At 54.6% G+C, this 24,787-nt stretch carries 22 protein-coding genes and 1 pseudogene; 16 read left to right on the top strand and 7 right to left on the bottom strand.

The genetic code is table 11. The features are described 5' to 3' along the window. Window positions 1-38 precede the first annotated feature (38 nt). The 7 genes and pseudogenes from AB0A83_RS16115 (at window position 39) to AB0A83_RS16085 (ending at window position 7,217) form a co-directional block, all read left to right on the top strand. A pseudogene (locus tag AB0A83_RS16115) lies at window positions 39-1,126 on the top strand (IS5 family transposase). Window positions 1,127-1,633: 507 nt separating this feature from the next. Further along, complete coding sequence (locus AB0A83_RS16110; RefSeq protein WP_150050136.1) at window positions 1,634-2,431, top strand: hypothetical protein; 798 nt, start codon at window positions 1,634-1,636, stop codon at window positions 2,429-2,431. Window positions 2,432-2,611: 180 nt separating this feature from the next. After that, on the top strand, window positions 2,612-3,475 hold the full coding sequence (locus tag AB0A83_RS16105; RefSeq protein ID WP_150050134.1) for a hypothetical protein: 864 nt from the start codon (window positions 2,612-2,614) through the stop codon (window positions 3,473-3,475). Window positions 3,476-3,505: 30 nt separating this feature from the next. Next, window positions 3,506-3,961, top strand: coding sequence for a hypothetical protein (locus tag AB0A83_RS16100; RefSeq protein WP_150050132.1), 456 nt, complete (start codon window positions 3,506-3,508; stop codon window positions 3,959-3,961). Next, window positions 3,958-4,473 carry a TlpA disulfide reductase family protein gene (locus AB0A83_RS16095; protein ID WP_232056679.1) on the top strand — a complete coding sequence of 172 codons (516 nt, stop codon included), beginning with the start codon at window positions 3,958-3,960 and terminating at the stop codon, window positions 4,471-4,473. Before AB0A83_RS16100 ends, AB0A83_RS16095 begins: the two co-directional genes overlap by 4 nt. 58 nt (window positions 4,474-4,531) lie before the next feature. Then, window positions 4,532-4,711, top strand: coding sequence for a DUF4266 domain-containing protein (locus AB0A83_RS16090; RefSeq protein WP_150050130.1), 180 nt, complete (start codon window positions 4,532-4,534; stop codon window positions 4,709-4,711). Then, a complete protein-coding gene (locus tag AB0A83_RS16085) occupies window positions 4,698-7,217 on the top strand; it encodes a DUF3570 domain-containing protein (protein ID WP_367154717.1) in 2,520 nt (839 codons plus the stop codon). The genes AB0A83_RS16090 and AB0A83_RS16085 overlap by 14 nt, the downstream gene beginning before the upstream one ends. Before the next feature lie 59 nt (window positions 7,218-7,276). On the opposite strand, the gene AB0A83_RS16080 is transcribed toward AB0A83_RS16085, so the two are convergent. Beyond that, window positions 7,277-8,410 carry a M48 family metallopeptidase gene (locus tag AB0A83_RS16080; protein WP_367154716.1) on the bottom strand — a complete coding sequence of 378 codons (1,134 nt, stop codon included), beginning with the start codon at window positions 8,408-8,410 and terminating at the stop codon, window positions 7,277-7,279. Window positions 8,411-8,426: 16 nt separating this feature from the next. Next, the gene (locus AB0A83_RS16075; protein WP_367154715.1) at window positions 8,427-9,107 is read right to left on the bottom strand and encodes a TIGR00266 family protein; all 681 of its coding nucleotides are present in this window, start codon (window positions 9,105-9,107) and stop codon (window positions 8,427-8,429) included. A 405-nt stretch (window positions 9,108-9,512) separates the two neighbouring features. Here AB0A83_RS16075 and AB0A83_RS16070 point away from each other — a divergent pair, with 405 nt between their 5' ends. Together AB0A83_RS16070 and AB0A83_RS16065 are read left to right on the top strand one after the other, a co-directional pair. Then, window positions 9,513-10,823: a TolB family protein gene (locus AB0A83_RS16070; protein WP_367154714.1), complete on the top strand. Its 1,311-nt coding sequence runs from the start codon at window positions 9,513-9,515 to the stop codon at window positions 10,821-10,823. Window positions 10,824-11,142: 319 nt separating this feature from the next. Further along, window positions 11,143-13,530 (top strand): fatty acid cis/trans isomerase, encoded by a 2,388-nt coding sequence (locus AB0A83_RS16065; protein WP_367154713.1) that lies wholly within the window; start codon window positions 11,143-11,145, stop codon window positions 13,528-13,530. 187 nt (window positions 13,531-13,717) lie between these two features. Here AB0A83_RS16065 and lolA read toward each other — a convergent pair whose 3' ends face one another. Then, entirely contained in the window at window positions 13,718-14,335 is a 618-nt protein-coding gene (gene lolA, locus AB0A83_RS16060; RefSeq protein WP_150050120.1) for an outer membrane lipoprotein chaperone LolA, read from the bottom strand. Then, entirely contained in the window at window positions 14,332-16,656 is a 2,325-nt protein-coding gene (gene mrcB, locus AB0A83_RS16055; RefSeq protein WP_150050118.1) for a penicillin-binding protein 1B, read from the bottom strand. Before mrcB ends, lolA begins: the two co-directional genes overlap by 4 nt. A gap of 250 nt (window positions 16,657-16,906) precedes the next feature. Between mrcB and AB0A83_RS16050 the strand changes: the two genes are divergently transcribed. Then, the gene (locus AB0A83_RS16050; RefSeq protein WP_150050116.1) at window positions 16,907-17,185 is read left to right on the top strand and encodes a PilZ domain-containing protein; all 279 of its coding nucleotides are present in this window, start codon (window positions 16,907-16,909) and stop codon (window positions 17,183-17,185) included. Here AB0A83_RS16050 and AB0A83_RS16045 read toward each other — a convergent pair. The 3 genes from AB0A83_RS16045 to AB0A83_RS16035 form a co-directional block, all read right to left on the bottom strand. After that, window positions 17,182-17,667 (bottom strand): putative metalloprotease CJM1_0395 family protein, encoded by a 486-nt coding sequence (locus AB0A83_RS16045; RefSeq protein ID WP_150050114.1) that lies wholly within the window; start codon window positions 17,665-17,667, stop codon window positions 17,182-17,184. The two genes, AB0A83_RS16050 and AB0A83_RS16045, sit on opposite strands and share 4 nt — an antisense overlap. A gap of 178 nt (window positions 17,668-17,845) precedes the next feature. Next, window positions 17,846-18,016, bottom strand: a complete 171-nt coding sequence (locus AB0A83_RS16040; RefSeq protein ID WP_150050112.1) for a rubredoxin — start codon at window positions 18,014-18,016, stop codon at window positions 17,846-17,848. 113 nt (window positions 18,017-18,129) lie between these two features. Then, complete coding sequence (locus AB0A83_RS16035) at window positions 18,130-19,443, bottom strand: TRZ/ATZ family hydrolase (RefSeq protein WP_367154712.1); 1,314 nt, start codon at window positions 19,441-19,443, stop codon at window positions 18,130-18,132. A 63-nt stretch (window positions 19,444-19,506) separates the two neighbouring features. Between AB0A83_RS16035 and mtnA the strand changes: the two genes are divergently transcribed. The 6 genes from mtnA to AB0A83_RS16005 all read left to right on the top strand — a co-directional run bounded on the left by mtnA (window position 19,507) and on the right by AB0A83_RS16005 (window position 24,786). Continuing rightward, a complete protein-coding gene (gene mtnA, locus AB0A83_RS16030) occupies window positions 19,507-20,541 on the top strand; it encodes an S-methyl-5-thioribose-1-phosphate isomerase (protein WP_367154711.1) in 1,035 nt (344 codons plus the stop codon). Continuing rightward, window positions 20,538-21,260, top strand: coding sequence for a sulfate transporter CysZ (gene cysZ, locus AB0A83_RS16025; protein ID WP_150050106.1), 723 nt, complete (start codon window positions 20,538-20,540; stop codon window positions 21,258-21,260). Before mtnA ends, cysZ begins: the two co-directional genes overlap by 4 nt. A gap of 77 nt (window positions 21,261-21,337) precedes the next feature. Then, a complete protein-coding gene (locus tag AB0A83_RS16020; RefSeq protein ID WP_150050104.1) occupies window positions 21,338-23,416 on the top strand; it encodes a carbon starvation CstA family protein in 2,079 nt (692 codons plus the stop codon). A 659-nt stretch (window positions 23,417-24,075) separates the two neighbouring features. Beyond that, window positions 24,076-24,303, top strand: a complete 228-nt coding sequence (locus tag AB0A83_RS16015) for a type II toxin-antitoxin system RelE/ParE family toxin (RefSeq protein WP_150050102.1) — start codon at window positions 24,076-24,078, stop codon at window positions 24,301-24,303. Further along, a complete protein-coding gene (locus AB0A83_RS16010) occupies window positions 24,296-24,610 on the top strand; it encodes an addiction module antidote protein (RefSeq protein ID WP_367154710.1) in 315 nt (104 codons plus the stop codon). Before AB0A83_RS16015 ends, AB0A83_RS16010 begins: the two co-directional genes overlap by 8 nt. Beyond that, on the top strand, window positions 24,607-24,786 hold the full coding sequence (locus AB0A83_RS16005) for a DNA-binding protein (protein ID WP_367154709.1): 180 nt from the start codon (window positions 24,607-24,609) through the stop codon (window positions 24,784-24,786). Before AB0A83_RS16010 ends, AB0A83_RS16005 begins: the two co-directional genes overlap by 4 nt. The last annotated feature ends 1 nt before the right edge of the window (window position 24,787 follow it).

The raw sequence follows: 24,787 nt of genomic DNA, 5'->3' as shown, positions 1-24,787 counted from the left end.
ATAAAATAGTTCTATCTCCAATCTATTGCATTGACCCCATGCGCGGCGCCGACATTACTCAAGAAGACCTGTTCAGTTACCGAACCCTGGAAAGCCGGATTCCCAAAAAGCATCCGCTACGCAAGCTGCGTCAAGTGGTCGACTTGTTGCTCGCCACGCTAAACGACGAGTTCGACGCGCTCTACGCTCGTCGCGGTCGAGATTCCATTCCGCCGGAACGCTTGTTGCGCGCCAGTTTGTTGCAAGTGCTATTTTCCATCCGTTCGGAACGGCAACTGGTGGAGCATATCGACTTCAACCTCTTGTACCGCTGGTTCGTCGGCTTGACGATGGACGACGAGGTATGGGATCACTCGACCTTCAGCGCCAACCGCGACCGTTTGCTCAACGAACGGATCAGCCGCTTGTTTTTCGAACGGGTACTGGCCTTGGCGGATTGGAAAAAGCTTGTCTCCGACGAGCACTTCTCCGTAGATGGCACACTGATTCAAGCCTGGGCCTCGCACAAGAGTTTCGTCAAGAAAGACGGCTCGACCCCGCCGCCGGAAGATGGCGGCCGCAATCCCACGGTCAACTTCAAGGGCGAGAAACGCAGTAACGAAACCCACGCATCACGCACCGACCCCGATGCTCGGCTGTACAAAAAGAGCGAGGGCGACAAATCGCAGCTGGCTTTCCTCGGTCATGCCTTGATGGAGAACCGTAATGGCTTGGTCGTCGACGTCGAAGTCACCCAGGCCACCGGCACCGCAGAACGCGAGGCGGCCCATGCCATGGTCAAACGCACGATCCACAAACCGGGCGCGACCTTGGCCGCCGACAAAAATTACGATACGCAGGATTTTGTCGCCAAGTTACGCCAGCGCAAAGTCACGCCGCATGTCGCCAGCAAGGAAAAAGGTTCGGCCATCGACGGACGTACCACACGGCATGAGGGTTACCGGAAAAGCCTCAACGTCCGCAAGCGGATCGAAGAAGTCTTCGGTTGGGCCAAGACGGTCGGCCCGCTACGCCAAACCAAGTTCCGGGGTTAAAGAAGGTCGCCGCGCAAACGATTTTTACCTTTGCCGCCTATAACCTGACGCGCATGGGTACCATTTTCGGCTGGCGATACAGTACCGCCTAGGCGGTGGTGCGCCTGAAATCCGCCAAAAGGCGGAATTTAACGCCCTTCGGGGCGAATATAACCGGCTAAAACCGGTTTTTGAGGCCTGATCGGGCTTCCAGAAGCCCAACAAAACCAAAAAATGGTTTTGAAGCCGAAGGCATATAGGCAAATTTCAACACCCTGTTAGCTTAGTCTTGTCGGCGCTGTCAGCAGCGTTGCGCCGGTGTCAGAAGCCCAAAGAAAAGGTGAATGCCCTATGCTGCCAAAGCGATTTGAATAAGGCATATCACAGGGTTAACCCATATAAAATCAGTTAAATAACATAGTTTAATAATTTGTTTATTTTAAGTTATTGATTTATATATGTTATATAGGTGGTCTGGTTTGTGCTTGCAATTACGGACTGGTATTATCGGTATGTCGATCCGATAGGGTTGCGGGAAGCAATCTCAGGCGGTTTTGACGACGTATACCGGACTCTTTGTAATTCGACCAAATCAGATCATCACGTTAGGGGGGACAATCATGTTTAAACCGAAAAAAGCTTTACTGGCGGGAGCCGGCGCGTTGTTGGTTGGTTTAAGCGTCAACGCTTATGCTCATACCAGTGTACTTAATGGTACGGTCAACGCGGATGCGTCAGGAGAGGTAGCAGCTGGAGTCAATCAACTCATCATTACTCACAGCTGTGAGACCGTAGATAAAAATGGAAACGAAACGGGTAACTATATCAACGTGATCGCTCAAAGTGTGCTTTTCCCTACTGGTGGTAGCGATGCCTATATTACGACCGTCGAAGACTCCACGCATACCCCTGTTGATGTCACGGTAGAAAACATCCTTGGCGAATCGTTAGCAGGCAAATTTCGACCGGTTTCCAGTAATGAAATTTTTGCCAAACAATCGTTGAAACAAATTTCAATAAATAACGCGACTACCACAATTGGGTTTAACAGTTATAAAGGCCGGTTTCAACAGGGCTTTATCGGGTTAGTGCCTTTCCACATGAAGAAGCTGAATATTCAGGATACTTCCGGTACCGACATTAAAGGTTGCACAAAGGAATTGCAAATTAAAGTCAGTATTGCCGATGTTTGTAAGACCAAAGGATTTAAAAAGGGGCATGTTAATTTATGGATGCCTAATACTACTGACAAGTATACAGAAGTAGTTGATGGTACGAGCTCAACTACTCGCGGGGGGGAACCAGCGACGATCACCGTTGACAACTCCGTGGCCTGTCCTGCAGGGAAGACTGTTGTAATTTGGCCGACTGACAGCTACATAGACGCAAATTTCGCTATTCCTAAAGTTTGGAATTAATCCGTAATCGAGAGTTTGAGAAAACGCTAAGCGCCAAGGATGGTGCATATTACCGAGCGTAAGTGCTCGCTTCGGCTAAGCAATTTGGTCACACGAATGTACCTCAGTTAATTAGCTTCGTATAATAGCTTGCCGCACTTTCTAGTCCGCATAGCTAGCCATTCACAGATGTGTATCCTGATGACAAAAACCGCTCGAATTTCCAGCCTATTTCTCTGTGCGCTGGTTCCCATAGCAACCTCGAACAGTTTTGCCGACGATTCCGGCTCGAAATCGCTGTCTAGCGCGGTGGGGAGCAGCGATTTTTTTAAATTAAGCTGCGCTGTAGACACCGCATCGGTGAGTTTCAAACTGCGCGACGAATCGCTGGACTCCAGTACCGAAATTCCACCTCAAGTTGTCAACGCCGCAATTTCCAGTGGCGGCGAGAGTCTGGCCGATCTAACTGCCAACTCCGGAAACAGCGACGAAACCACGCTGGCTGTAGGCAACGGTAAGTATCTGATCACCTTGGATACCGTGGGTACTAACGACGTACTGACCACGCCGCAGACTTACGCTGTGGAATACCAGTGCAGCAATAGCAACGGCGACGCTACCAAATCGGCGGGTTTGAAAAGCGGGAAAGTCCGAAAAATTAAAAACAGTAAAAAGGCCAAGATCGCCATTCGCTGTAAATCGAATAAAAAGGTTTCTCCCAGCGAGACCGCAAGCCTGCACCTGAAATTGACCAATACCTCTGCTATCCCTGTAGATCAATGGGTGGCTTCGCTGCCGGTGTTGAGCGGACAAGTGGTCAATCGCGGGTCGGGTGTGGCGTCCGCATTGAACGTTAGCGATTTAACCGGCGACGACGAATACAGCCAGGAAATCAACGTCGCTCAAGCGGCCGGGGGCTCTACGGATTACTATATTTCCGTCAATAATTCCGGTACCAGTGAAGCCAACGACAATAGCAAGTCCTATTCCTTCATATACAGTTGCTTGAACTCCAGCGGGCAAGCCACGACTGCGGGGAGTTTAGAAACCCTGCAGGATCAGTAAGCCGTGAGTACCATTTACCGCCGAGATGTTATGAAAACCGAGTCACGTAGTTTTTTTTCTATGCTTTTGCTGGCGACCAGTTTGCCTTTAAATGCCCACGACAAATATGGTTTGTTGGGGCCGGATGCGACAGCTACCGATTATTATCGCGTTCAATGTTCTAATAACGGCAACGGTAATGCGGCAAAATTGGAAGTCGCCGTCAAAGCGCTTAAGAGAAAAGGACCGCCTCTGAGTTTGCAAGTCGCTACGGAGTTTCCGGAAACAATCATTAATCTGACAGACTCTAATTCTAAAGACAAGCTTCCTAGTCGCACAGTTGATGTGGCAAATGACATCGACGGCAAAGGCAATGGCTTTTATTTTTTAGCGGTTAACAAAACAAAAGCGGGTATTCAAAGTTACCACTTTGAATATCACTGTTTGACTGCGTCGGATGTTCATACAGGAACAGAAATCAGCGATGTGCCATGGCAAAATCAATGAAGGTTTCAGCATTTCCGGGCAAAATGCTATCCATTGCTGTAGTGTTCGGAATGATATGGGTTTCCACAGACTCCTCGGCGATCGAAGTCGATAAGCCGGTACCCAATTGTGCGTTGGCCGCTTTCGATACCCGCAGTTCGCTGCCCTTGGAACGCTATCGCGGCAAGGTGCTGTTTGTAGACTTCTGGGCTTCATGGTGCGGGCCTTGTGTCAAATCCTTTCCTTATTTTAATCAGTTGCAACGCGAATTCGGCGACGATTTGGCGGTGGTGGCGGTCAATCTGGACGAAAACGCCGCCGACGCCGAACAATTTTTACAACAAGTGCCTGCCCAGTTTCAGATCGCCTACGATGCCGAGCAACAATGTGCCCGCCAGTTCGACGTTAAAGCCATGCCGTCCTCTTATTTGATCGATCGTCAAGGCAAGGTGCGCTATGTGCGGCTGGGCTATCGCAGCGGCGAAAACGAAGAGATAGGCGGGCTGCTGAAAACCTTGATCGCCGAGCACTAGGCGAACGGTCTTGAACGTGTTGTTTAGTTGCCGACGCATTGCATCGACCGCGCTCCTGATGCAGGCACTCGTGGCTTGTAGCCCGGTGGCCCCCTGGGAGCGCGGCGTGCTGGCAAAACCGCAGATGGCGGTGCAGCCGCATCCGGAGGTGGACGCCGTCAACGCACACGTTTACGGCTCGCGCGAAGCCGCGGCCGGTAGCGGCTCGGCCGGCGGCGGCGGTTGTGGCTGTTATTGATTCAGGTGCCGCAGTGGGCGGCGAAGCGCGTAAATCGCCGCTACAGGCCTTGACCTTGGCGGCATTGGCATTGCCGGGCTTGCTGCTGCCGGCTCAGGCCGAGGCCGAAAACGACGAAGCCGCGTTCGAATACAGCTATTACCAGGAAGGCTTTCGCAACCAATATCAATTCGGTAATCAGGCCCAGCCGATTCGGGTGGACAGTCTGAACGGCAGCAGCACTATCCGCTTGGCCGACCGCATCAAATTGGGCTTCGATTACATTCAGGACACCTGGTCCGGCGCCACGCCGATTACCACGGTGCCGGCAGGCATGATGATAGAAGGCCTGTCCGGTGCGTCCGCCCACGTCAATACCGGTTCCAATGCGTTGGTAGATGCCAACTTCAACCCGCTGCAAGAAGGCTACGACAGCAACGGCAATCTGGTGTACCGCAGTTCCGCCGCCGACAAGCAGATGATGCACATGCTCACTTCCGCGTCGCCGGAAACCCGCAAACAAGGTAACGTGCGCCTGGGTTATGTTTGGGACGAAGCCGAGCTGAACCTGAACGGCGGGGTTTCCAGCGAACGCGATTACGACTCCAGCTTTATCGGCGCCAACGGCCGCTGGGACCTCAATCAGAAGCTGACCAGCCTTAACGCCGGTCTCAGTTATACCGACAGCAGCGTCTATGCGCAGAAGATGGTCAGCGCGCAGGGCTACATCGATTATGGCGCGGTTGGCGCGCAAAGCGGTACGGCGGTAATGGGTGATCGGGAAGATTGGAGCGGATCGTTGGGTGTTACCCAGGTTTTGAACAAACATGCCTTACTCAGTGCTAATCTGGGCTTTACCCGCAGCAGCGGTTACTTGTCCAATCCGTATAAAGCCTCGACTTTCGTGTTTAAAGACCCGAATCAAGCGCATACAGTGTACCCGGACGACGTTTACGTTGCGGAAATCATCAGTGCCTTGGAAAACCGGCCTGCCGAACGCAACCAGTTCAATCTGGACTTAAAATACGTGCAATATGTGCAGCCGCTGGACGCCGCTCTGCACCTGGATTACCGGTTTTTTCAAGACGATTGGGCTATCGCCGCGCATACCTTTTCCGCTGCCTGGGAGCAGCCCTTAGGCGGCGGCTGGACGGTGACGCCTAAAGTGCGTTATTACACTCAGGATGCGGCCGACTTTTATCAGCCGGTTTATTACTTCAACCAAGCCAAACCGGCTACGGCCAACGGCGGCATCGACTTTAGCCGCTTGCCCGTCAGTCATTTTTCCAGCGATCACCGTTTGTCCGGATACGGGGCGTTGAGCGGCGGCTTGTTGTTCAGCAAAACCTTTGCCAAAGGCATTACTTTCGACGCCGGGTTCGAATATTACAAGCACGGCGGCGGCATGAAACTGGGCGGCGGTGGCGAGGATAGTTACGCCGACTTCGATTATTACTTGGTCAACGCCGGTTTCAAAGTCAATCTGGAAGCGGTGTCGTTGCGCGGTAACGACGAACACGCCCACCATCACCATGCTCACCAGCATCACGATAGCGTTCCCGCCGGCGTGATGTTCGGCCACATGATGCAGCAGGGCAAGTTCATGGTCGGTTACCGCTATATGTACGGCCGGCAGGCGGGCGGCATGCTGCAAGGTAGCCGGACGGTCGGCGATTCAACCATCGCGGCCAACGCCTGCGGCGGCGAGACCTGCGCGACGGTCCCGGCTTACATGAATATGCATATGCACATGTTGAACATCATGTATGCGCCGACCGATTGGCTGAACTTGATGGTCATGCCGCAATTCATGGACATGAATATGGCGTTACGGCCATTCGATGCCGCTAGCGCCGGCACCGATTTGTTCAAACACGCGACCGGCGGGGTGGGCGATACCGGTCTGTACGCCATGTTCAAATTGTTCGATGCGGCCGAGCATCAGATCAATACCACGCTGGGGGTTAGTGCCCCGACCGGAGATTATCGCATTGCCTTGGTGCCGGGCGGGCATAATCACGGCAACAACGCGAGTGCCGGCTCGGCCGGATACATTCACTACGGCATGCAATTGGGCAGCGGTACCTGGGATTTTCTGCCCAGTCTGACTTATACCGGCTCACGCGATGCTTGGTCTTGGGGGGCGCAAGTCGGCGGCACCGTGCGTATGCAAGACGCTAACAGCGCCGGTTATGCCCTGGGCGATATGATGCAATCCAGCGTCTGGGGCGGCTACCAGTTGTTGGATTGGTTGTCTGCTACCCTGCGCGGCGTCTACACCGTGCAAGGCACGATACGCGGCGGCTTCAACGCCGCACATCCGACCGATGCGCCGGTAGACCATGCTTCCAACTACGGCGGCCGTTACTGGGATGTCGGCTTCGGTTTGAACGCCACGGTGCCCGGCGGCGATTTGGCCGGCAACCATTTCGCCTTCGAATGGTTGCAGCCGGTTTCCGACGATCACAACGGCTACCAATTGGAGCGGGAAAGTGCCTTGTTCGCCAGCTGGGGCTTTGCATTCTGATTTGCTTTCGCGGCTGGGGCTACCCAACCGTGGATGCGACGGCAGGTTCAGCATCCGGGTTATTTTCCGCTAGCATGGGCCGCCTCAGGCCGTTTGACTCTTCGTTTCACCTCATCCCAATCCATAGCGAATGCGAATAACTGCTCCGGTTCGGTAGCCTGCGCGACGCGTTCGATACGATCGTCTGTCAAAGGATGGGTTTGAAACAGTTGCGGAATGCTGCCGGTAAGCGCATCGGCTTTTGGTAGTTTTTCGAAAAAAGTCGCCAGATGTTTGGGCGACAAGCCGGCGGCGCTCATGATTTTAATCGCCCCTTCGTCGGCGCTGCGTTCCTGGTCGCGGTCGAACGATAGGCTGTCCAGTTGTGCGCTGAGTTCGATCAGCTGCGATAGCGCGGACACGTCGCCGAACACGATGCCGATCAATACGCCCATCCCGGCGTGCCGCAGTAATTTGCGCATGCTGTGTCGCTCGATCACATGAGTCAATTCATGGGCCAGCACGCCGGCGACTTGTTCGGGGTTGTCGGCGTTTTCGATCAAGCCGGTCGTCACCACAACATAACCGCCCGGAAAGGCGAAGGCATTGATCATGTCCGCATCGACCACCGCCGGTTGATATTCGATGTCGGCGTCATCGAAGTTATTGATCCGATTGACGATAGTGTTGACCGCATCGATTACTGCCGGATCGTCGACGGTTTTCTTTCCCAACCGATAGTTCTCCAGCGCGAAAGCGCCGATTTTTTGTTCCCATTGGTAGGGAATCAGGTCGGCTAGCAACGGGGTCGAATACTGCAGAGCGAAGTAGCCGCCGACAAAAAATGCCGCAATCAGGCTTAAATAGACCGGTACCCGGTGCGTTTCGCCTTTTAGGCTTTTCCGTTGCTTGGCTTGCAAGATGGCCAATTGGGTCAATGTGGCCCGAGGCAGATTTAACGCCGACAGTTCATTGAGCAACGCCGGCTGATTACACAACAACGCGTGGCGAAGATCGTCGGTAGACCAGCGCATTTGCAAAGTCGTGCCCGGATCGCCGATGAGATCCAGCGTTGTCTTTTGCACCGGGATTTCCAAGCGGCCGCGCTCCGCGACGTCAAACTCCAAAATTCCGTGGCCGGTCACGCGAAACTGCACCTGAAATTTGTCGCGCCCGGCGTAATACAGGCCGTTGTAAACGCTGCCGGAAGTCATGTTTTTCGTCTGTCTGTTAACGGGTCGGAATGAATTGCCTGATCCACGAGCCAAAGCCCGGCGAATTGCGGGTTTGGATATATACGTCGCCCGGTCCGCGGAATCGGCAGACCAAGCCCTCGCCGCTGGTAAAGCTGGATATCCAGCCTTTAGAGGCTTTTTCGATTTTATAGTTAGCGTTGGCGCTCCAGGCCACCATGTGGCTGTTATCGATGATGCGGGTTTCGCCGGGCGCCAGGGATAGTTTTTGGATGCCGCCGTAGGTGCTGATGGCCAGTTTACCGCGGCCGCTGATGCGCATCACGAAGAAACCTTCGCCGGAAAACAAGCCCTTGGTCAAATTTTGTGCTTTGGTGGCGACGTCGACGGAATGTTCGGCGGCTAAAAAACCGTCTTTTTGCAACAAGTATTCTTCCGAACCGTCCAATTCGAGAACTTGAATTTCGCCGGGATATGCAGACGCCAGCATCACTTCGCCGGGGCCGCGCGATGCGGTGATGGTTTGGAAAAACAGTGATTCGCCGGTGAGCAGTTTGCGGGACAAGCCGCCCAGCAGGCCCTTTTCCATTTTGGAATCGACATCCAATGTCTCGCTCATAGCGATCATGGCGCCTGATTCGGCCTTGATGCTTTCGCTTTGTTCCAGATGTACCGACAAAGTCGAAAATGCACCCGGATTGGTTATAGCGAATTTCATAAATCACTCCAAAATTGATGACATCAAGCCGTTAGTCTAACGGATTTTGTTGTTCTGAGCCTGAGTAAAAACATGGGCCGATTAGCGCCGGCGTTATCGGACACATGTGATTAAAACCCTAGCGGACCATACAAACCGGCCGGCCACCCGCACCAGCTACCGGAAGCTGCGGCGTTTTAGGTCACTGCTCTCGTAAAACACGACACGGAAAAGTCGCACGCTAAGCTTCTCGTTCATCATCCGTCCGCAAAGCTTATCCAGTTCGCAATTTTCGGCTAGAAAATCTTAACGTTGGGTTGTTTTAGACCCTTACCACAAAAAATGCGGCGCATCTGTCGGTTAATAACCGCGTGGCAGAGGAAATCCTGTCACGCGGTTGAAACAGTATTTTCAGAGTGCGCAAAAATGAAAACGAAAAATAACAAATCAGGTGTGACGACCTTTTGCCGCGGACTTGTCTGTTTGTCGATTAGCCTATTTGCCGGTGTAGCGATAGCGGGAACCTTGCAGTTGGCCTCCGGCAATCACGCCGGCATACCCGGTGACGGTACCAGCCGGAACGCGGCCGTCAATGCCACCGGTCGGATGGTGGCATTCGAATCGCTGGCCGGCGATCTAATCGATGGCGATAGCAACAATAGTTCGGACGTATTCGTCAAAGATCTTAAATCCGGGAATGTGACAATAGCGTCGATTAGCCAAAGCGGGGAACTTGGCGACGCGGCCAGTTATGCCCCGTCGCTCAGCGCTACCGGGCGCTATGTCGCGTTTTATTCGAATGCCGGTAATTTCGCCGTGCAAGACGATAATTTGCAGGCCGACGTATTTTTCAAAGACATGAAAACCGGTCGTTTATTGTTGGTGTCCTGTGCCGAAGACGGAACGTTGGGCAACAAGGCCAGCTACCAGCCGAAATTGAGCGCCGACGGCGCAATAGTGGCGTTCTTTTCTTACGCCACCAATTTGGTAGCCGGAGGAAGCAACGGATATCCGCAGGTCTTTGTCAAACGCATCGCTTCCGGGCAGCTTGTGCAGGTTTCCAGCGCCGCGGACGGTAGTCAGGCAAACGGTGAAAGTTATTATCCGGCCATTAGCGCCAACGGCAACTTCGTGGTGTTCGAATCGGCGGCGACCAATCTGGTGGGGGGCGACAGCAACGGCAGTTACGACATTTTTCGTAAAAACCTTGCGACCGGCGTAGTAGAACGGGTTTCCGTTTCCGGCTCCGGCGGACAAGCGAACGGCGATAGTTTCGGGGCGGCCATCAGTGCCAACGGCCGCTATATTGCCTTTCATTCCCACGCGACGAATCTGGTGGGTGGCGACGACAATGCGGCCATAGACGTATTCGTTAAAGATATGGCTAGCGGCAGAGTGGTGCGAGTTTCCTTAGCCGGCGGCGGCGTGGAAGCTGACGGCGATAGTTCGGCGGCGACTATCAGTAACGATGGACGGTTCGTGAGCTTTATGTCCGGCGCGGATAATTTGGTCGGACAGGATTTAAACGACAAATCGGATGTTTTTTTAAAAGATAGGAAAACCGGGCAACTGACCAGAGTGTCGGTGAACGCTCAAGCGTGGGAGTCCGACGGCGTTAGCCGGAGTCCGGCCATTAGCGGCAACGGCCGGTTTTTGGTATTCGAGTCTTCCGGGGAAAATTTAACGTTCGGCGACGATAATGCGGGTGCCGACGTGTTTCGATTCAGGAACAAATGAAAGGTGTGGTCAAAAGCCGGGTACCGCCAATCTGCCGGAAAGTTCTTTAACCGCTGTTCACCGGTATTTCGTCTCGACTGTCGGTGGTTGATCCACTTAGGCGCCGAACCTTACTGTCCTCCAATTAGCGAAGGCCGCTTCCAGGCCCGCCGCATTTTCCTATAAACTGCCTAGCGCATGGGGATTGGCCGGGAGTCTGCCGGCGACGCGTTTTCCGATCACGGATTCTTTTTTCAGCCGCATAGACAATAGGCTGGCGGGGCTAACGCGTGTAAATCGTTGTTTGAGCAATCATTACCGGGACCGGAACGGAGAGTTTATGCGCATGATGCAATGTGCGGTTGCGCTGTTGCTGCTTGTTGTCGTCAAGCAAGGCCGGTGCGGAAACGAATTCGAACAAAGCTATCGGATAGAAACGGAGGAGCCGGGTGCCCATGACGTTGCCGGCCGGCCCATATCGTTCGAGCAGCAGATCAAGCCGATATTGGAGCAGCGCTGCGTGGTTTGCCATTCGTGTTACGACGCGCCTTGTCAACTGAAACTGACCGCCCCGGAAGGCTTGGCGCGAGGCGCCAGTAAAGCCAAAGTCTACGACGGCGAACGTTTAACTCCGGCAGTGCATACGCGTTTGTTCATGGATGCGCAGACTACGGAACAATGGCGGCAATTGGGATTTTTCCCGGTATTAAACGATGCGCCGGTAGGCTCGCAAGCGCCGGATAAACCGAATTTGTTAGCGGCGATGCTGGCGCTCAAGCGCGAGCAGTTGTTTCCGGTGTCCGGCAAATTGCCGGATAGTTTCAAGTTCGAATTGGACCGCGATTTGGAATGCCCCAAACCGGAAGAGTTCGACGCCTTCCGCGCCCAACATCCCGATTGGGGCATGCCGTACGGTTTTCCCGGTTTGAGCGGTCAACAACGCCGGCTCGTCAATGCCTGGATCGAACAAGGGGCAAAGATGGAAAGTCGGCCGGAGCCGGATGCGCAAACGCAACGGTTGATTGCGGTATGGGAAGATTTTTTAAATCAACCCGGGCTCAAGCACCGGTTGACCGCGCGCTACTTATACGAACATCTATTTTTGGGACATTTATATTTTGAACAGGCAGCAGCCAACCGGTTTTTTACGCTGGTGCGTTCCAAAACCGCACCGGGCGAGGCGTTGCAGGAAATCGTCACCGATTTGCCGTATCAGAATCCCGGCGTAGAGCGGGTTTACTACCGCTTAAAGCCGGTGACCGAGACCATCGTCGACAAAACCCATTTTGTGTACGCGTTGAGCGACAGTCGCTTGGAAAAAATCCGCCGCTGGTTTATCGACGCCCCGTATACGGTGGATGCGCTGCCGGGTTACGCGGAGAAACGCGCCACCAATCCGTTTTTAACCTATGCAGCCATCCCCGTGGATGCGCGCTACCGTTTTTTACTGGACGAAGCCGCTTATTTCATTGCCGGCTTTATCAAAGGACCGGTGTGTCGCGGTCAAATTGCCCTGAATGCGATTCAAGACCGGTTTTGGGTGATGTTCGTCTCGCCCGATTTCGATTATTCCGGGCGCGGCTCGCAATTTTTGGCCAACCACAGCGAAATTTTGTCCTTGCCGGCGGCCGAAGGCGAGAACATCAGCAGCCTGGGTTGGTACGACTACGATACCCTGGCGCAGCAGTATCTGCAGGATAAGGAAAATTTCGTGGCGGCCGTATTGCAAGCGCGTCAGCGCGGATTGGACGAAACCGATATTTGGGACGGCGACCGCAGCAACCGGAATGCGGCGCTGACCGTGTTCCGCCATTTCGACAGCGCCACCGTCGTCAAAGGTTTTGTGGGCAGCGTGCCGAAAACGGCCTGGGTAATCGATTATCCCTTGTTGGAACGCTTGCATTATTTGTTGGTGGCCGGCTTCGACGTCTACGGTACCTTGTGGCATCAACTCGCTACCCGCAAATACATGGATTATTTGAGAATGGATGGGGAAAACAACTTCCTGCGCTTCATGCCGGCCCGGCAACGCGAAGCCATCCACGCGATATGGTACGCCGGAATTTTGCCGGAAATGTCAAAATTAATGGCGCAACCCTTATTCGGCATTCAGCAGGAATCCGGGGTTAAATACCGTTCGCAAGGCCATCAAGCCGAATTTTTACACAAGGTTGCCCGCCGACTGGATCGGGCCGCGGGGGCCGGAGACGCCATTAACGGCTGTTTGTTCGCCGATTGCAGCACTCATAGGCTGCAAGACATTGCGCCTGGCGTTTTACAACCGTTACGGCAACTAACGGCGATCAGCGGCACGCCATTGCAAACGCTGCCTGAGACCGCTTTTTTGCGTATCAAAGCCGACGATGAGGGGCAGGACGATAGCGTATTCACCTTGTTGGTGGATAGAGACTTAAAAAACTTGTCGACTTTATTCGTCGAGGATCTGCGCCACAATCCCAAGCGGGATAAATTAACCGTCGTGTCCGGCTTTCTAGGCAGTTATCCCAACGTATTTTTCTATGTGGCACAACGGGATTTGCCGAAGTTCGTCGCGGATTTGGCGGCCTGTAACAGCGACCGGCAACGCGAGGCGTTTTACGCGGCTTACGCCATCAGGCGCACTCATCCGCATTTTTGGGCCTATTTCGATTGGTTCAACCAGCGCTACCAACGGCAAGCCGGATTAGAGGCCGGCTTATTCGATTTAAACCGCTACGATAATCGCTAGACGAGCTAGCCAAGCGAAACCGGGCAACGCAGGCTACGGATTAGAGACATCATTCGGTAATCCCCGTTTCCGCATAACGCTCGTTACTCTTGGTTAATGTCGAGCATTGACTAGATAGGTCTTGGATTCGAATTGCCTGCCGGCCATCGGCGCTGAATACGGCGGCTTGTTGGCTCGATTGTCCCGGTTAATTTTCGAATAAATCGGCGTTTTTCGGCGGTTTGAAATTGAACAACTCATCGCTCAATACCGGATTGAGCTTGACGTTGGAAAAATAGATGCGGGTCAACTGGCCGAAGTTGTCGCTCAGCTCCATGCCACCGATTTGTCCATGCTCCAAACCGATCAGAATGTATTTGAAACCGCTTTCTTCGTTCTTGGGCGACAATTTGATCCAATTCATCTCCTCGTCTTGACCTTGATCTTCCAGCACAAACTTTTCGTCCAAATCGACTTGGCCGGTTAATAACAAAGCCGGGGTAGAACCTACCGAGTCGTCCAATTGCTTCACCGTCACTTGTTCCAGATCCGCGTCGTAAAACCAAACTTTGCCGGAGTTGGATACGATCTCTTGTACAAAAGGCTTCAAATAATCCCAACGAAACTTACCCGGCCTCTGTAAATAAAACCGGCCGCTACTGCTTTGTCCGGCTTGGCCGGATTTATTGACACTGACTTGGCGAAAATCCGCCGACAAGGTCTCGCTGCTGTGCAAAACCTGTTTCAACTGTTGGATGGGCGCGGTCTCCGCCGTGGCTGGACCGCAAGACGTGATCAATAAAGCAACACCTGCTATTTTTTTCATAGAAATGGATTTAACTGATTTAACCAAGAATCGTCGCCGGCCGGTGCGCCGCACTCGCCGTATTCGCTGGGCTCCGAGCCGGAAACAAACGGCAGGTAGCGGGCATCGGCACAATGTTCGTCAGCCAACAGTCCGTTGGCGACCCAGCGCATTTGTATATTGTCCGGTGCAACCAACGTGACCGGCTGGCGGCTGATGCGTCGCATCAGTTCCGCCCAAATCTGCAACGCGCCGCTGGAGCCCGTCAAACCGCTGGGCTTGTTGTCGTCGCGGCCGACCCAAACCACGGATAAATAATCGCCGCTGTAGCCGGCAAACCAACTGTCGCGCAACATGTTGGTGGTTCCGGTTTTACCGGCCAGATTCATATCGCCGGACATATAGTTATACGCCGAGCGGCCGGTACCGTAACGCATGACGTCCTGCAAAATAGTATTGGTAATGTAGGTTGCTGCCGGATCCACCACTTGCCGCACCGTATAAGGATAGCTTTGCAGCGCCTTTCCGTCCGCGGCATTCACCGCTCTGATACTTCGTAGCGGCGTGGAGTAACCGTCTCCGGCCAAGGTTTGGTAGACCTGGGTGACGTCGATAGGCGATAAAGGCACCGCGCCCAGCAACATGGACGGAAACACCTCGATATCCCGGCTAACCCCCATGCTGCGCAAATTAGCGGCGATTTTTGCCAAACCGACATCCATGCCTATCCGTACCGTGGCCATATTGTAAGAGTTGGTTAATGCGGTGTGCAGCGCAACCACCCCGTGTTCGCGGTTGTCGTAATTGTCCGGCGACCAGGATTTGCCTTTTTCCGCCGGAATGTCCAAACGGGTATCGCTGATCGGCGTGATGATGGTATAGCGCTTCGGGTATTCCAGCGCAGTCAGATACACAATCGGTTTGATCAATGAGCCAATAGGCCGCACTGCATCTAAAGCCCGATTAAAACCTGCCTCGCCGCCGTCACGCCCGCCGGCCAAGGCGACGATTTCTCCGCTGTCTCTGCGGGTAACAACGGCCGCGCCTTCCAGATCATTGGACTTGGGGCTGCGTTCCAGTTTTTTCAACTTTTCCGTCAGGACTTGCTCCAATTCGTCTTGGACTCGAGTATCCAGGGTGGTGAAGATGCGTAGCCCTTCCGATGTTAAGTCCTCTTCTTTGTATTCGACTTTCAGCTGCCTTCTGACCAAATCGATGAAGCCCGGATAGCGGTTTGCCGCGCGGTGGCTCATGGTGACGACTTCCATGGTTTGCTTTTTGGCCTCGACCGCTTGTTCATGGCTGATATAACCTTGTTCCGCCATGGCATCGAGCACCAGATTCCGCCGCTCGATAGCCCGCTCCCGATTACGACGCGGATCGTAAAACGACGGGCCGCGCACCAATGCCACCAAGGTGGCGACTTGCGGTAAATTCAAGGTCTTAAGCGATTGTCCGAAATAAAATTCGCTGGCCAAGCCGAAACCGTGCACGGCGCTACTGCCGTCTTGACCGAGAAAAATCTCGTTCAAATAGGCTTCCAAAATCTCGTCCTTGCTGTAGTGATACTCCAAAATCAGCGCCATCAAAGCTTCGTTAACCTTACGGGTCAAACTGCGCTCGGAAGTCAGAAAAAAGTTTTTGACCAGCTGTTGCGTGATGGTGCTGCCGCCTTGCACCATGCCGCCGGCTTTGACGTTAGCCCACATGGCCCGCAAGATACCGCGCGGCGATACGCCGAAATGATGGTAAAAATCCCTGTCCTCGGTGGAGAACAGTCCTTGCAATAACGCTTCCGGCGCCTCTTCCAGCTTGATCAATACCCGATCTTCCTTGCGGCTGGGATAAAAACTGCCGATTTGTTCGGGCTCCATCCGCAGAATCGGCAGGTCAGCGCCGCTGGCCGCGTCGACGATAGCGGCTACCGAACGGCCGGAAAAACTAATTTTAAGGTTGCGTTGTTCTTGTTGTTTATCGCCGAAATTAAACGCCCTCGTTTTCACATATACGCCGGAACCATCCAGGTAATAAGCGCCTTCTCCGCCCAATTGCCGGTCTTGCCGGTAATGCAATCGCAGCAACAAGTCTTCCATCTCCTTGGGCGAATAAGACAAGCCCGCGTAAAGTTCGACCGGGTTGGCATAGACTCTGGCCGGAATGGACCAACGCTTGCCCTCAAATTGTTCCCGCACCGTGTAGTCCAGATAACCGATATAACTTACGGCGAAAAAGCCGCCTACCAATACGAGCGGAATTGCGGCTTTTAATAACCAGGGTGTTTTCGGTGGGTTTCTTCTGCGCCTGGACGAGTTACGTTTTCGAGTTCTTGGGCGATTCGTCATTAGTTACATAAGGAGGTGTAGGCCGAAGGACATACGCATTTCCCCGGCCTTGCGGTTAAAATCGGTATTATTGCTCAATTGGGGCGGCAGCCGCGATTTATTCGTTGACTATAATCTGCTTGCCAAACAGCTGCCGGCCTAGGGCAACACGATAAGTGCGAGTGCTGGGCGAGCTTAAAACTGAGCATTCTGCCCGGCGACCAGTATGGCGGCAATCGGATTAATTTCTTCTTAACAGGTAGACTCGGACGTGAACCCACAGGACCAACGTAAACACCAGCGTTTAGCGCACCGCGCCAAGATAAAAGTCGCGCTGCCGGGAGAACAAGGGCGAACTTTTTTTGCCACTTTGCGGGATTTGTCGGACAGCGGCCTGTTCTTGTTATGCGCTGAACAAGATATGCCTCGTATCGACGAGAATATCGAAGTGCAAACCACCGAATTCGAAGGGGCCCCGGTGCGCATCGCCAAAGTGGTCAGGCTGGAAAACGCTATCGGCTTCGGCGTTAGGTTTGCCGATACCGACTAGGCGACGACATCCAATGTGCCGCCTAATCCAGCCGGCTCAATAGCGGTTTTGGCTAATTCGGCAGCCGCTTTAGCCGCCATCGCCGCTGCCTTCGCTGCCACGGCGTAGTCTTGGGAGGAGGGCTCGGCGGGTGCCAAGGCCGCCCTGCGTATGGTTTCGGCTTTACGCAAGGTTGCTTCAGGATCGCCTTCTACCGGAGAAACGTCAATTTTAACTTCACCGCCGGTAGCATAACGTTGCCCGTCCGGGCCAACCACGTATGTGAATTTAGCAGCGCTAAGCGCAAAGCCCCCGGCTGCCGACAAGTGCGCTTGCTCGTGCGCTTTTACCTCGCGGTCGCGCGATTTTAGCCCGTCGAGTTGTGCGGATTGTTGGTTTTGTTCGGTATTGCCGGTAGCGGAGTTTTTAACCGGCACAGCATGGCCGGTCGAGGCATAAGCCCGATTTAACGCATAGCCCTGTGTGGACGATGTAATCTGCATATTGGCCCCTGAATCGGCGATACCGCGACGTCGGCCGGTTTTATTTCAATGCCGGAACAAACAGTAAAACTGCATTTTAAAGACTATTCGGTTTGGATACGGTTCCGGCCCGCAATCCGCCGACGGCGAGTTGGGCTCGATAACTACAACCCAACTCCCCCCCTAAAACAGCCGACCCTTAGCGCACCAGGGTAAACATCGATTTCACCGCGCCGCATTTCGGGCAACCCCAATCTTCCGGCACGTCTTCCCAACGAGTGCCCGGTGCAACCCCGTTTCTCGGATCACCCACCGCTTCGTCGTAGATGTGACCGCAGGTTTTGCATTTGTATTTTCTGTATTCAGCCATGTTCTCTTCTCCAATACCTAAGTGGGTTCAAAAGCGCGCTGATTGTAGCCCAAGGCTATAGCGGAAAAAACCATCAAAGTTGTACCGAAATCGGCGGACGCCTTGCCGGTTAGTTAGCGCCCCGTCAGGCGTTGCTGCCAAATCGCCGCACGGCCGCGCAACTCTTCCAAATCCAAAGTCGTCAATTGCCGCTTGTTCAACAACCGCTTGCCGGCCACCCACACATCGCTGACTTGATGCCGGCTGGCGGCGTACACCACTTGCGCCAGGGGATTGAACACCGGCTGGGTTTCCACCTCGCTCAAATCGATGGCCACCAGATCGGCCTGTTTACCCGGCAGCAAGGAACCGATAGCCGCATCCAGACCCAAGGCTTTCGCGCCGTTCAAGGTCGCCATTTGCAAGGCTTGCGCGGCCGACACCGCGCTGGCGTCGCCGGAAACGCCTTTGGCCAGCAATGCCGCGACCCGCATTTCCGCCAGCATGTCCTGATCGTTGTTGCTGGCGGCGCCGTCGGTACCTAAAGCGACATTGATACCGGCTTTCAAGCAAGCGGCAACCGGGCAAAACCCGCTGGCCAGTTTCATATTGGATTCCGGACAATGCACGATATGGCCGCCGGTTTGGGCATAAAACCCTATTTCCTCGTCGCTCAGCTGTGTCATGTGTACTGCCATAAAGGCAGAGGTGAGCAAGCCTAAATCGGCCAGACGTTGCAGCGGCGTATGTCCGGTTTTTTGCCGCTGTTCGTCGACTTCGTGGCGGGTTTCGTGCACATGCATGTGCACGGTCAATTCCAGCTCGTCGGCAAAAGTGCGCACTTGGCGCAATGGTTCGTCGGAAACCGTATACGGTGCGTGCGGCGCAAACGACGTGCTGATCAAAGCTTGGTGGCGCAAGCGATCGTGCAGGGCTAAACCCTTCTGTAAATAGGCATCGGCGTTTTCCGCCCATACGGTCGGAAAATCGAATACGATCAGCCCTACATTAGCCCGAATCCCATGGGCGATGGCTTGCTGGGCGGTCACCTCCGGAAAGAAATACATATCGTTGAAACAGGTGGTGCCGCCGCGTAGCATTTCCGCTATCGCCAAATCGGTGCCGTCGCGCACGAAAGCCTCGCTCACCCACTTTTGTTCCGCCGGCCAAATGTGATGGGTCAGCCAATCCATCAGCGGCAAATCGTCCGCGATACCGGACAGCAACGACATCGCCGCGTGGGTATGACAATTGACCAAACCGGGGATCAATACCTGCCGATCCAGGCATTCCACGGCACGCGGTTGATAGATTTGTAGTGCGGCCTCGTTGTCCAGCAAATCGACGATCCTGCCGTCGTTGACCACCACGCTGTAATTTTCGTGGATTACCGAGGCCGGCTCTACGGGTATAATCCAACGCGCTTGAACTATCAAATCGACTTGCATGGCTTTCCTCGGCAAAAAACTCGATTATAACCCTGAGATCCCAACCGGCTTTTGACAAACACTATGAGCGATCTGCAACAACTGTCCGTGCAAGCCCTGCAATGGAGCGGCCAAGCCTTGAAGGTACTGGACCAACGGGTATTGCCCGCCACGATAACTTACGACGAATACCAAGATGCCGCCGGGGTGGCCGAAGCCATATCCAGCATGCGGGTGCGCGGCGCGCCGGCAATCGGCATCGCGGCCGCATACGGCGTGGTATTGTCGGCGATGCGCCACTACCCGGCCGACAACTGGCGCGACTCGGTCGAACAAGACATCGAACGTTTGGCCGCTTCGCGGCCGACTGCGGTTAATTTGTTTTGGGCGTTGGAAAAAATGCGCGCTTTATTGGCCAACCCGTCCGCCGAGCCGATAACGACATTGACCGCATTGGCCGAACAAATCCACGCCGAAGATCTGGCCGCCAATCAGGCAATGGGCGAGCGCGGCGCGGATATTCTGGGAGACGCGCGCGCAGTATTAACCCACTGCAACGCCGGCGCCCTGGCGACCGGCGGTTACGGCACGGCCTTGGGCGTGATTCGCAGCGCGTATCGACGCGGCCGGTTGCAGCAAGTGTACGCCGGAGAAACCCGCCCCTGGCTGCAAGGTGCGCGTTTGACCGTGTGGGAACTGGCCCAAGACGGCATTCCGGCCACCTTGATCGCCGATTCCGCCGCCGCCTGGTTGATGAAATCCGGCAAGATCGACTGGATCGTGGTCGGCGCCGATCGCATTACCGCCAACGGCGACGTGGCCAACAAGATAGGTACCTATTCGCTGGCCGTGCTGGCCAAACGGCACGGCGTCAAAATGATGGTGGCCGCACCGTCTTCCACCTTCGATTTCAGCTTGGAAAGCGGGGACAGCATAGAAATCGAGCAGCGTAGCGCGCAAGAATTGCTGCCCGCTTGTTATTTGCAGGCCGATTCCTTGGTCAGTGCCTGGAATCCGGTATTCGACGTCACCCCCGCCGAACTAATCAGCGCTATCGTCACCGAACGCGGCGCCGTCATCGATCCCGGCAAACACGGGGTCAGGAGTTTGCAGATATGATAGGCCCAAACTACGGCAACAACCCGGTAGTGGCGATAAGCTGTTTGCTGCAAGGCGCTAAAATGCTCAATCATCCGGCTTTGCGCAAATACCTGTTGATCCCGCTGTTCATCAATTTCTTCTTGTACAGCGGTGCATTCGTGCTGGGTTACCATTCGGTGTCGGCTTTGATCCACGAATTCATTCCGGCCTGGCTGTCGTGGCTGAACTGGATCTTATGGCCGCTGTTTTTCGTGTCTTTTTTGATCATCGGCTTTTTCACCTTCACCTTGATCGCCAACTTGATTGCTGCACCGTATTACAGCCGGCTGGCTGCGAAAACGCTGGAGCTCATTGGCGCAACTTACGACGATCAGCCGGAAATTCCGTGGGACAAGGTATTCGTCGGCGAACTGCGCCGGGTAGGCTACCTGTTGCTGCGTACCTTGCCGTTGTTGTTGTTATCCGTGATTCCGGTAGTCAATTTGATTGCGCCGGTACTGTGGGCAATATTCGCCGCTTGGGGCATAGCCATGGAATTCATGGCCTATCCGCTGGAAAGCCGCGGCCTGACGTTTCCGGAACAAAAGGAATTCCTGCGGCAATCGCGCTGGGGGGCCTTGAGCTTCGGCGGCCTAACCGGCTTAGCGCTGACCTTGCCGGTGATCAATTTGTTCATCGGTCAAGCCGCGGTGATAGGCGCGACCTTGTACGTGCATAAACTCGAACAACAGATATAAAGAGATTAAGTTTGCTGGGCTCGCACTGGCGCGTGCCGCATCCCGATTAAACGCCCCATCCACCGATAGGAATTGACATGTCCGGCAACAAGCCTTGGGTTTCCACGCTAGCATGGCTAGCCGTCGCGCTAATCGGCGCCTCGGCCATAGGCGGCATCGCCCTGCAACGCGGCGAAACCATCAGCAGTATGTGGATCATTACCGCCGCAGTGTGCACCTATGCCTTAGGTTACCGCTTCTACAGCGCGTTCGTCGCGGCGAAAGTGTTGGTGCTGGATGCCGGCCGAGCCACGCCGGCGGAACGCTTCGACGACGGCCGCGATTTCATGCCGACCCATAAATGGGTGGTATTCGGCCACCATTTTGCCGCAATCGCCGGCCCCGGCCCGCTGATTGGCCCGACCTTGGCCGCACAATTCGGTTACTTGCCCGGCACCCTGTGGATATTGATAGGCGCAGTATTGGGCGGCTGTGTGCAGGATTTCGTCACTTTGTTTTTTTCGGTCAGGCGTGATGGTCGCTCGCTGGGACAAATGGCCAAGGACGAACTTGGGCCGATAGGTGGCGGCGCGGCCATGTTGGGGGTGATGACCATCATGATCATCCTGATCGCGGTGCTCGGCCTGGTGGTGGTCAATGCGATGAAACACAGTCCCTGGGCGACGTCGACTGTAGCGGCAACCATACCGATTGCGGTGTTGATGGGTATTTATCTGAACAATGTCCGCCCGGGCCGGGTAGCGGAAGCGACCTTGCTGGGCGTGTCGCTGCTGATTTTCGCCGTGTTGGGCGGCGGTTGGATAGACGACAATCCGGCGATTCGCGGCTGGTTCGACTACGACGCCCCGCAACTGGCGCTTATGGTCATCTTATACGGCTTCGCCGCGGCGGTATTGCCGGTCTGGCTGCTGCTGGCCCCGCGCGATTATTTGTCCACGTTTATGAAACTGGGCACTATCGCCGCGTTGGCGGTCGCTATCGTGATCCTGCGCCCGGAGTTGAAAATGCCGGCTTTGACCCAATTCGTCGACGGCAGCGGACCTATTTTCGGCGGCAAACTGTTCCCGTTCGTATTCATCACCATCGCCTGCGGCGCGATTTCCGGCTTTCACGCCCTGATTTCCTCAGGCACCACGCCTAAGCTGTTAGCCAACGAAGCCGACGCCCGCTTCATCGGCTATGGCGCGATGATGATGGAATCTTTCGTGGCCATTATGGCCATGATAGCCGCCAGCGTATTGGAGCCCGGCGTCTATTTCGCCATCAACAGCCCGGCCGGCGTGGTCGGCAAGGAAGCGGCCGACGCGGTGGCAAAAATCAGCGCCTGGGGTTTTCCGGTTTCGGTCGAGCACATGCAACATTTGGCGCAAACCATGGGCGAATCCAGTTTGTTCGCCCGGACCGGCGGCGCGCCGTCGCTGGCGGTCGGCATGGCCAGCCTGTTCGCGCAAGTGTTCGGCGCCAACCTGCTGGCAGCCTGGTACCACTTCGCCATCATGTTCGAAGCCCTGTTCATTTTGACCACGCTGGACGCCGGCACCCGGGTTGCCCGCTTCATGCTGCAGGACCTGCTCGGCAATTTCAACATCGGTGTCGGCAAAGCCAACCACTATGCCAGCATTCTGCTGACCAGCGCGGCAGTCGTCGGCGCCTGGGGCTATTTCTTGTACATGGGCACCATAGATCCGCTGGGCGGTATCAACAGTTTGTGGCCCTTGTTCGGCATCGCCAACCAAATGCTGGCGGCGATTGCATTGTGCGTGGCCACCACGATTCTGATCAAATCCGGCAAGTTGAAATACGTCTGGGTCACGGCTGCACCGTTAGCCTGGCTGCTCGTCATCACCAGCAGTGCGGCGTGGGAAAAACTGTTTTCGGCCGACCTCAGAGTCGGTTTCCTGACTCACGCCAACGATTTGTCCGCCAAACTGCAGGCCGGCATGCTGGATGCGGATATGGCCGGTAAAGCTCCGCACCTGCTATTCAACGACTATCTGAATGCCGGCCTGACCGCGCTGTTCATGCTGATCACCTGGCTGTTGCTGCTGGATACCCTGCGCGTCGCCTACTGCGTGCTGAGCGGCAAGCCGCATCCCCAATCCAGCGAATCGCCGCACATACCCAGCCGCCTGGTGGAAAACTGGGTACGCGATTGAGGCGAATTGTCGGTTAGCAAACGCTGCTTTCGAAAATTTGCGACGCTAACAATCCCGAAGGTAGCGGGCTTTATCCGTTGATACGCCCAAGCCTCTCAAAATTTAACTATCTACCTATCTGCAGCGAAAACGGATGAGTCGTTAGCGGAGAAGCGGCGATTCGAACCCGAACGACCTGCTAACCTTTCCCGCTTTTGCCCCGGACCTATCGCTGAGCGCACAAGAGTCGGTTGAGCGGCGGATTATTGTGAGGATTGAGCACGATCCAGGCAAAGAGCCGCAACTGGTTTGCCGGAGTACGGACATGAGGCTCTTCGAGCAATGCGAAGCGATGCGCACCGATCTCGTGAATCTCCAAATCTCCCCCGGCTAATCGATTCCGGATCACTCGCGGATCGTGAAGGAAACCAAGATCGCCCGGGGTTCGATTGGCCCCAAAGAATGCTATCGAGCCTGGGTATATGTTCGGTAGATCAAGACTCTGCGCTGTTACGGTAGCTTCCCACACGCGCTTGAGAACAGGATCAGTAGGTCAAGGCCGCCGGGAACAACGATAGGTGGTTTGTTTGCGGCCAGTTCTTTAAGCTTGCACAGCTCTTCTTTACGTTCGGAGATGCCTATCAAGCTATCTAATTCCGGCAGTCGTGCATTTAACAGCAATGGCGGATTGCGCGAATCAATCACATTTCGGCGACTGCAAGCCCATACAGGACGGCGTGTGGGAGTTGCGTATCGATTACGGCCCAGGTTACCGCGTGTATTACGCACAGGCCGGTGACAAGTTGCTGTTGCTGTTAATTGGCGTTGACAAACGAAAACAGCAGTTAGATATTGAAAAAGCTGTTGATTATTGGAAAGACTGGAAGCGGAGAGCAACCCATGACTGAAGCATCAAGACCCCATGACCAAACCGTTATTGAGCTACTGAGAGAAGATCCCGACTTTGCCAACGAGTATCTAGCGGCGGCATTGGACGAGATCGATCAGCCGGGCGGCAGAGAAGCCTTGTTGGCAGCGTTGAGACATATTGCTGAGGCGCACGGAATGTCAGATGTTGCCGAGCGTGCAGGGATTAAGCGTGAGAGTCTTTATCGCGCTCTTTCACCTAAGGGTAATCCCACGATAAAAACCTTGCTGGCAGTCACTAGCGCGGTTGGACTGAAGTTATCGGTACAGAGGTACGTTGCAGCATGAGGATTACGCCTTTTGATATTGCAGAGCATTTGGAGACGGATGAAGACATTAAGCTTTTTTTGAAAGATGCAGCCGAGACAGGTACAGCGAATGATTTTATTCACGCTCTCAATACAGCAGCAAGAGCTAAAGGCATGACCCGAGATAGCCAAACAGATCTGCGTTACCCGCGCTAGC

This window comes from Methylomonas sp. HYX-M1, from assembly GCF_040741385.1.
GTDB lineage: Bacteria > Pseudomonadota > Gammaproteobacteria > Methylococcales > Methylomonadaceae > Methylomonas > Methylomonas rhizoryzae.
The sequence above is the reverse complement of the archived record's forward strand: the minus strand, read 5'-3'. Positions and strand labels throughout refer to the sequence as shown.